Annotated in this window: 8 protein-coding genes; 7 read left to right on the forward strand and 1 reads right to left on the reverse strand. The window is 70.8% G+C overall.

Annotation, left to right across the window (positions count from 1 at the left end):
- Positions 1-144: 144 nt before the first annotated feature.
- Positions 145-1755 carry a GMC family oxidoreductase gene (locus AC6LJ5_RS29140; RefSeq protein WP_498142324.1) on the reverse strand — a complete coding sequence of 537 codons (1611 nt, stop codon included), beginning with the start codon at positions 1753-1755 and terminating at the stop codon, positions 145-147.
- A gap of 185 nt (positions 1756-1940) precedes the next feature.
- Here AC6LJ5_RS29140 and AC6LJ5_RS29145 point away from each other — a divergent pair, with 185 nt between their 5' ends.
- The 7 genes from AC6LJ5_RS29145 to AC6LJ5_RS29175 form a co-directional block, all read left to right on the forward strand.
- Positions 1941-2828, forward strand: a complete 888-nt coding sequence (locus AC6LJ5_RS29145) for a LysR family transcriptional regulator (RefSeq protein WP_103275016.1) — start codon at positions 1941-1943, stop codon at positions 2826-2828.
- A 224-nt stretch (positions 2829-3052) separates the two neighbouring features.
- Positions 3053-3841 (forward strand): SDR family oxidoreductase, encoded by a 789-nt coding sequence (locus AC6LJ5_RS29150; protein ID WP_103275017.1) that lies wholly within the window; start codon positions 3053-3055, stop codon positions 3839-3841.
- 51 nt (positions 3842-3892) lie between these two features.
- Positions 3893-5137 (forward strand): styrene monooxygenase/indole monooxygenase family protein, encoded by a 1245-nt coding sequence (locus AC6LJ5_RS29155; protein WP_498142325.1) that lies wholly within the window; start codon positions 3893-3895, stop codon positions 5135-5137.
- 24 nt (positions 5138-5161) lie between these two features.
- Complete coding sequence (locus AC6LJ5_RS29160) at positions 5162-5749, forward strand: flavin reductase family protein (RefSeq protein WP_498142326.1); 588 nt, start codon at positions 5162-5164, stop codon at positions 5747-5749.
- On the forward strand, positions 5746-6537 hold the full coding sequence (locus tag AC6LJ5_RS29165; RefSeq protein ID WP_103275020.1) for a cyclase family protein: 792 nt from the start codon (positions 5746-5748) through the stop codon (positions 6535-6537). The genes AC6LJ5_RS29160 and AC6LJ5_RS29165 overlap by 4 nt, the downstream gene beginning before the upstream one ends.
- Complete coding sequence (locus tag AC6LJ5_RS29170) at positions 6534-8141, forward strand: phytoene desaturase family protein (protein WP_498142327.1); 1608 nt, start codon at positions 6534-6536, stop codon at positions 8139-8141. The genes AC6LJ5_RS29165 and AC6LJ5_RS29170 overlap by 4 nt, the downstream gene beginning before the upstream one ends.
- 157 nt (positions 8142-8298) lie before the next feature.
- A partial coding sequence (locus tag AC6LJ5_RS29175; protein WP_498142328.1) for a SphA family protein occupies positions 8299-8954 on the forward strand: 656 nt, incomplete at its 3' end.

Consider the following 8954-nt stretch of genomic DNA (forward strand, 5'->3'; position numbering starts at 1 on the left):
CCCCTAGGCGGGCCCCCTTCAAGGGGGCGCCGCTGCGGACCGGCAGAGCCGGATCCGCGGGCCCCGCTTGGAATGGCTACGGCCTACGCTTGGGATAGCTACCGTCAACACTTGCGGCGGCCGCCGCGCAGGATGCCGGGGACCTTACGAGCCCGCTGCATCCTCGCGGATCATGTCGGCCGCCCGCTCCGCGATCATGATGGTCGGCGAATTGGTGTTGCCCGAGGTGATCAGGGGCATGATCGAGGCGTCGGCGATGCGCAATCCTTCCAGCCCGTGCACGCGCAGGCGCGCGTCCACCACCGCGCCCTGGTCCGGTCGCCGGCCCATCGCGCAGGTGCCCACCGGATGGAAGATGGTGGTGCCGATCTTGCCGGCCGCCTGGCGCAGCTCGTCCTCGCTGCGGTAGGCCGGACCGGGCAGCCATTCCTCGGGCCGGTAGCGGCTCAACGCGGGCGAGGCCGCGATGCGCCGCGCCAGCCGTATCGAATCGGCCGCCACCTTCAGGTCTTCATCCGTGCTCAGGTAGTTGGGCCGGATCAGCGGCGCCGCCTGCGCATCGACCCCCTGCGTGTGCACGCTGCCGCGCGACGTGGGCCGCAGGTTGCACACGCTGGCCGTGAAGGCGTCGAAGCTGTGCAACGGTTCGCCGAAAGCGCCCAGCGACAGCGGCTGCACGTGGAATTCCACGTTGGCGCGGGCCTGGCCTTCGTCCGAGCGGGCGAACAGGCCCAGCTGCGACGGCGCCATGCTCATCGGACCGCTGCGCTTGAGCAGGTATTCCAGGCCGATGCCGGCCTTGCCCCACCAGGTGGCGGCCAGCCGGTTCAGCGTCTTGACGCCCTGCACCTTGATGATGACGCGCAGTTGCAGATGATCCTGCAGGTTCTCGCCCACGCCGGGCAGCGCGTGGCGGATATCGATGCCGGCCTCGCGCAGGCGCGCCGGCTCGCCCACGCCGGACAGTTCCAGCAGTTGGGGCGTATTGACCGCGCCGGCGGCCAGCACCACCTCGCGCCGCGCGCGCACGGTCTGCTCGCGGCCGTCGCGCAGCAGGCGCAGGCCGACACAGCGCATGCCCTCGAACAGCAGCTCGCGCGCATAGGCGCCGGTCAGCACCTGCAGATTGGCGCGCTGGCGCACCGGCCTCAGGAAGGCCTTGGAGGTGTTCCAGCGCCAGCCGCCGCGCTGGTTCACTTCGAAGTAGCCGCTGCCGAAGTTGTCGCCGCGATTGAAATCGTCCACCGGCGGGATGCCGGCCTGGTCCGCCGCCTGGGCGAAGGCTTCCAGGATGTCCCAGCGCAGCCTCTGCGACTCCACCCGCCACTCGCCGCCCGCGCCATGATGCTCGGACGCGCCGCGATGATGGTCCTCGCTGCGCTTGAACACGGGCAGCACCCGGTCCCAGCTCCAGGCTTCGTCACCGCTCAGCGCGGCCCACTGGTCGTAGTCCTCGCGCTGGCCGCGCATGTAGATCATGCCGTTGATGGACGAGCAGCCGCCCAGCACGCGGCCGCGCGGATAGATCAGCGAGCGGCCGCCCAGGCCGGGCTCGCTGGCCGTGCGGTACATCCAGTCGGTGCGCGGATTGCCGATGCAATGCAGATAGCCGACGGGAATGTGGATCCAGTGGTAGTTGTCGCGCCCGCCGGCCTCCAGCAGCAGCACCCGCGTTGCCGGATCGCGGCTCAGCCGGTTGGCCAGCACGCAGCCGGCCGACCCCGCGCCCACGATGATGTAGTCGTATGTCTCCATATGCGCTTCTTATGGTTGTTGCCCCGGTTTTGCAAGCCGGGAAAACCGCCCGGGCCTTGCCGTCCCGGGGGAGTACGCTGTTTTGCCGTCACTTTCGCCCAGGCATCCACGGCTGTCCAATGATTTGTTGAAAAGCGCTTCATAAGCATCTCTAATAAAGCTCAGCCCACTTTCCGGATCCGGCCATGGACCTGAAGCACATCCGCAGCTTTGCCGCCGTGGCGCGCGAAGGCAACCTGACGCGCGCCGCCGAGCACCTGCACCTGACCCAGCCCGCGCTCAGCCTGCAGCTCAAGAACTTCCAGGAATCGCTGGACCTGACGCTGTTCTCGCGCAGCGCGCAGGGTCTGTCGCCCAACGCCGACGGCCGCGCGCTGCTGCCGCCGGCGCTGCGCGTGCTGGACGCGCTGGACGATTTCCAGCGCGCCATCGCCACGCTGCGCGACACGCTGCAGGGCGAATTGAGGCTGGGCACCATCCTCGATCCGGAGTTCCTGCGCCTGGGCGCCGCCTTGCGGCACCTGATGGCGCGCTATCCCAAGCTGCGGCCCATGCTGCGCCACGGCATGTCCGGCTCGGCGGCGCGGCTGGTGCGCGCGGGCGAGCTGGACGCGGGATACTTCCTCGGCCCGCTGGACGCGCCGCGCGCCCAGCCGGCGCTGCACGCGCAGCCGCTGGCGGCTTTCTCCTACTACGTGGTCGCGCCCAAGGGCTGGGGTCAGATGGTCAGCGGCCGGGGCTGGAAGGAGATCGCCGCCCTGCCCTGGATCTGGACGCCGCCGGACTCGGTCCACCATCGCCTGCTGGCGCGCAAGTTCGCCGAGCTGGATGCCGTGCCCAACGCGGTGGCCGAGGTCGACCAGGAGGCATCCATGCTGGATCTGGTGCGCTCGGGCGTGGGCCTGTCGCTGGCGCGCGACTCGCTGGCCCTGCGCGAATCGCAGACGCACGGCCTGCTGCTGGTGCAGGGACTGGAGATCCGCACCGAGCTGTCCTTCGTCTGCCTGGCCTCGCGCAGCGGGGAACCGCTGGTGGCGGCCGCCTTCGACGCGGTGCGCGCGGCCTTCTCCTGATATGGCAGCCGCGTGTCTGCACGCAGCGGACAACGCGCGCGCTATCCGGACAGCCGACATGACGCCGCGTAAATAAACACGCAATACCGGCATTGCGCGGATAGCAGGCGCAGGTCCCGGCTATGTCCGCGCGCCCCCCCGGCCACACCATGCGTCTCAATGAAACCGCGGCGCCAGGCGCAAGCGCCCGCCGCGAACGAGGCCAACTCCAAAGGGGAAATCGCATGAAGGATCTGGAAGGCAAGGTCGCCATCGTCACCGGCGGCGCCACCCTGATCGGCGCGGGCGTGGTGCGCGCGCTGCGCGGCTACGGCGTGCGCGTCGCCGTGCTGGACGTGGACGGCGCGGGCGGCGAGAAGGTCGCCGCCGCAGACCCGCAAGGCTGCCGCGCCTGGCAGGTCGACATCACCGACGACGCGCGACTGGAACAGTGCGTGGCCGAGGCCGCCAGGCACTTCGGCCGGCTGGACTTCCTGGTCAACCTGGCCGCCACCTACCTGGACGACGGCGCGGCATCGGGCCGCGCGGACTGGCTGCGCGCGCTGGACATCAACCTGGTCAGCGCGGTCATGGCCGCGCGCGCCGCGCGCCCCCACCTGGTGGCCTCCGGCGGCGGCGCCATCGTCAACTTCACCAGCATCTCGGCCAAGGCCGCGCAGACGGGCCGCTGGCTCTATCCGGTGTCCAAGGCCGCGCTGGTGCAGCTCACACGCAACATGGCGATGGACTTCGCCGGCGACCGCATCCGCGTCAATTCGGTGTCACCAGGCTGGACCTGGTCGCGCGTGATGGACGAGATCACCGGCGGCGACCGCGCCAAGACCGACCGCGTGGCCGCCGACTACCACCTGCTCGGCCGCGTCGGCGATCCGCGCGAAGTCGCCGACGTGGTGGCCTTCCTGCTGTCGGGACACGCGTCCTTCGTCACCGGCGCCGACTACGCGGTCGACGGCGGCTATTCGGCCATGGGTCCCGAGCAGGCCAAGCCCGCCATTCCGCGCCTGGCCGAGTAAGGCCCGCGCCATCCTTCGCCGCAATCCGGACATTCCATTCAGGAGAACTTGATGACTCGAATCGCAATCGTGGGCGGCGGCCAGGCGGGCATGCCGCTGGCCCTGGGCCTGCTGGACAAAGGCTATGACGTCACCGTGGCCACCAACCGCAAGCCCGACGAGGTGCGCGCCGGCCAGGTCATGTCCAGCCAGTGCATCTTCGACCCGGCGCTGCGGATCGAGCGCGACCTGGGCATCGACGAATGGGGCGATGCCTGTCCGCCTGTCCAGGGCATCGGCTTCGCCGTGCCGCATCCCGAGCAGGCCGGCGCCAAGGCCATCGACTGGGCCGCGCCGCTGGACCGCCCGGCCCAGGCCGTGGACCAGCGCCTGAAGATGCCGGTGTGGCTGGAGCGCTTCGCCGCGCGCGGCGGCAATCTGCTGATCCAGGACGTGGGCGTGGCCGAGCTGGAAACGCTGGCGCAAAGCCACGACCTGGTCATCCTGGCCGCCGGCAAGGGCGAAGTGGTCAAGCTGTTCGAGCGCGACGCCGCGCGCTCGCAGTTCGACAAGCCGCAACGCGCGCTGGCGCTGACCTATGTGCACGGCCTGGCGCCCACGCCGGACTATTCGCGCGTGTCCTTCAACCTGGTGCCCGGCGTCGGCGAATACTTCGTGTTCCCCGCGCTGACGCTCAGCGGCCCCTGCGACATCATGGTGTTCGAGGGCGTGCCCGGCGGCCCGCTGGACTGCTGGCGCGACCTCAAATCGCCGGCCGAGCACCTGGCCGCGAGCAAGCGTTTCCTGGACACCTACCTGCCCTGGGAAGGCGCGCGCGCCGCCAAGGTGGAACTGACCGACGCCAAGGGCATCCTGGCCGGCGCCTTCGCGCCCACCATCCGCAAGCCGGTGATGACGCTGCCATCCGGCAAGCTGGTGTTCGGCCTGGGCGACGCGGTGGTGGTCAACGATCCGGTCACCGGCCAGGGTTCGAACAACGCCACCAAAGCGGCCAAGGTCTACCTGGACGCGATCCTGGCGCACGGCGACGCGCCTTACACGCGCGCATGGATGGAACAGACCTTCGAGCGCTATTGGGACTATGCCAAGTGGGTGGTGCAATGGACCAACTCGCTGCTGCTGCCGCCCCCGCCGCACATCCTGCAGGTGCTGGGCGCGGCGCAGCAGTCGCCGGGGCTGGCCGGCCTCATCGCCAACGGCTTCAATCATCCGCCCAGCTACTTCCCCTGGTGGAGCGACGCCGCCGAGGCCGGCGAGCTGCTCAAGCGGCACCAGGCCGTGGCGCGCGCCGCCTGACCGCCCGTGCATGAGGAACGCAGCATGACCACGCTCCTGGCCGTCCGGCAATGCCATGAAGCCCCCGCCTGCGCCGCCTGGGGCAGCGTCGACCTGGCGCCCCGCGCGCTGCGCGACCTGCTGGGCAGCTACCCGACCGGCGTGGCCATCGTCACGACGCGCGCCGCCGACGGCCGCAACGTGGGGCTGACCATCAATTCCTTCGCCTCGCTGTCGCTGGATCCGCCGCTGGTGCTGTGGAGCCTGGTGAACCGCTCGCCCAACCTGGCGGTGTTCCGCGACAGCGCGCATTTCGCGATCAACATCCTGGCCAGCGGCCACGAGGCGCTGGCGCGGCGCTTCGCCGATCCGGCGGTGCCGGACAAGTTCGCCGACGTGACGGTGCGCGAGACGCCCGAGGGCGTGGCCGCCATCGACGGCGCGCTGGCCACCCTGGTCTGCGCCCACGACCACTGTCGCACGGTGGGCGACCACCTGCTGCTGGTCGGCCAGGTGGTGCGCGTGGCCAGCCAGCCCAGCGAACCGCTGGTGTTCCATGCCGGCCGCTTCACCTCGGTGCCGGCCCGCGCCCCGGCCGTCCCGCCATCCCAACCCGGAGATTCCCAGCCATGAGCGCCCCGGCCCTCCTGCCCGAACTGGCCCTGCGCATGGCGCGGGGCGCCGTCCGCGTGGTCGACCTGACCCAGACCTTGTCGCCCTCGTTCCCGGCGCTGCAGCTGCCGCCGCAATTCGGCCAGGTGCAGGCCTTCAAGATCGAACGCATCTCGCACTACGACGAGGCCGGCCCCGGCTGGTACTGGAACAACTTCTCCTGTGGCGAGCACACCGGCACGCACTTCGACGCCCCGGTCCATTGGATCAGCGGCCGCGACCATCCCGCCAACAGCGTCGACACCATCGCGCCCGAGCACTTCATCGCGCCGGCCGTGGTGCTGGACGCCAGCGCCGAGGTCGCGCAGAACGACGACTGGCTGCTGACCGTGGAATTCATCCAGGACTGGGAACGTCGCCACGGCCGCATCCCGCCGCGCGCCTGGGTGCTGCTGCGCAGCGACTGGTCGCGGCGCGCGCAGGATCCGGCCGCCTTCCTCAACCTGCGCGAGGACGGCGCGCACACGCCCGGCCCGACGCAGGAAGCCGTGCAATGGCTGATCCGCGAGCGCGACGCGCACGGCTTCGGAGTGGAGACCATCAACACCGATGCCGGCCAGTCCCATGCCTGGCCGCTGCCCTATCCCTGCCACACGCTGATGCATGGCGCCAACCGCTACGGCCTGCAATGCCTGAAGAACCTGGATCAGCTGCCGCCGCAGGGCGCCATGATCCTGGCCGCGCCGCTGAAGATCGAGGGCGGCTCAGGCAGCCCCTTGCGCGTGCTGGCGCTGGTGGAGCAGGCATGAGCGCGCCGACCGAAACCCAGGTGGTGTTCGTCGGCAGCGGCATCAATTCGCTGGTCGGCGCGGCGCTGCTGGCCGTGCGCGGCAAGCGCGTGCTGGTGCTGGAACGCAACGACCGGCTCGGCGGCTGCATCCGCACCGAGGAACTGTTCCCCGGCTACCGGCACGAGGTGTTCTCGTCCTGGCATCCGCTGTTCGTCGGCAGTCCGGGCTATGCCGAACTCAAGTCCGAGCTGGAGCAGGCCGGGCTGGAAGTGCTGTGCGGCGACTATTCGACCGGCCTGGTCGGGCCGGACGGCCGGGGCCTGGCGCTCAGGCAGGACATGGCCGACGCCGCCCGGCGCCTGGACGCGCTCTCGCCCGGCGACGGCCAGGCCTTGCAGGACATGGCCGCGCGCATGTTCGGCGAGGACGCCGCGCTGACCTTCGGCCTGCTGGGCAAGAATCCCTACAGCTGGGATCTGCTCAAGCTGCTGTACAGCGAATGGCGCAAGCGCGGGCTGGACGGCATGACCGCCTTCGCCGCCGGCGCGCTGGAGAATTTCCGCCGCTGGTCCGAGCGCACGCTGCGCTCGGACGCGGCGCGCGCGCTGATCGCGCCCTGGACCTTGCACTCCGGCCTGGGGCCGGACGATGCCGGTTCGGCGCTGATCGGCAAGCTGACCTTCGCCGCCGTGGTCAGCGGCGGCATGCCCGTGATCAAGGGCGGCGGCAGCCGGCTGGTCGAGGCGCTGGCCCGCGTCATCGAGAATCGCGGCGGCCAGCTGCTGACCAACGCGCAGGTGGACCGCGTGCTGGTCGAGGGCCAGGGACGGCGCGCCCGCGCCGTCGGCGTGCAGCTGGCCGACGGCGGCCGCGTGCGCGCCCGCGACGCCGTGGTCTGCAACGTCACGCCGCAACAACTCTACGGCCAGCTGCTGCCCGACGCGCCGCCACCGGCGCGCGAGCGCGCGCAGGCCTACCGCTACGGCCGTGGCTGCATGCAGCTGCATTTCGCGCTGAACGCGCCGCCGGCCTGGACGGAGCCCGAACTGGTCAAGGTGCCGCTGGTGCACCTGACCGAAAGCCTGGAACAGGTCTGCGCCTCTGTTACCGAGGCCAACAACGGCCTCTTGCCCTCGCGCCCGACGTTGGCCATCGGCCAGCCGGTGGCGGTGGACCCGTCGCGCGCACCCGAGGGCGGCTGGATCCTGTGGATCCAGATGCAGGAAATGCCCGCGCGCCTGAAGGGCGACGCCGCCGGCCAGATCGACACGCCCGCCGACGGCCGCTGGAACGAGGCCGTGCGCGAGGCCTATGCCGACCGCGTCCAGGCGCGCCTGGAACGGGTCATGCCCGGACTGGCCGAGCGCATCGTCGGCCGCCGCGCCTACTCGCCGGCCGACCTGGAGGCGCTGAACTGCAACCTGGTCGGCGGCGATCCGTACTCGGGCATCTGCTCGCCCGATCAGTTCTTCTGGCTGCGCCCCTTCGCCAGCGGCGGCGGCGCGCGCGGCCATCGAACGCCGGTCGCCGGCCTGTACCACATCGGCGCGTCCACCCACCCCGGTCCCGGACTGGGCGCGGGCTCGGGCACGCTGGTCGCCCGGGAGATCGCGCGGAAATAACTGCCCGACGCCCCGGGCCTTGCCACACCTTCCGGCGCGTGGATCCGTCCGCGCGCCCGGGACGGCCGCGCGCGCCTTTCGCCCATCGCGGGCGGCGCGCGCCACGCCAGCCAGTTGCCGTACCAACAACAACACACCGTGGTTAGGAGACAAAGCTATGCGCAAATCCATGCCCGCCTGGGCACTACTGCTGGCGTCGGCCCTGGGGCCGTCCGCGGCGCTGGCCATCGAGGGCGGCGCCCTGCCGATCTATCCCGACGGCCTGGAAAACTACATGGTCGGCGCCCTGCCCCCGCCGGGCGTGCACTTCCTGACCTACGGCGGCGCGCTGCGCTACGACACGCTGCGCGGCAACAGCGGCGAGTCGCTGGTGCGCGACTTCAAGGTCAATGTCAACATGCTGGCGCCACGCCTCATCTGGGTGGCCCCCCAGCCGGTGCTGGGCGGCAGCCTGGCGCTGCACACGGTGGTGCCGCTGCTGGACGTGGACTTCCGCGCCAACGGCGCGCGCTTCAAGAGCTCGGGCCTGGGCGACATCGCCGTCGGCGCGGCGCTGGGCTATCACGCCTCGCCGGCGCTGCACTATCTGTTCGGCGTCGATGTCTACGCGCCCACGGGCAAGTACGACGCCAAGGATCCGTCCAGCCTGGGCAAGAACTACTGGACCATCCAGCCCCTGGCCGCGCTGACCTACACGCAGCCCACCGGCCTGAACGCCGACCTGAAGGTCATGTACGACTTCAACCAGCGCAACAGCGACACGCGCACCCGTTCGGGCCAGGCGATCCACGCCGACTACAGCCTGGGCTGGGG

It is taken from the genome of Achromobacter sp. 1011791174, from assembly GCF_059760925.1.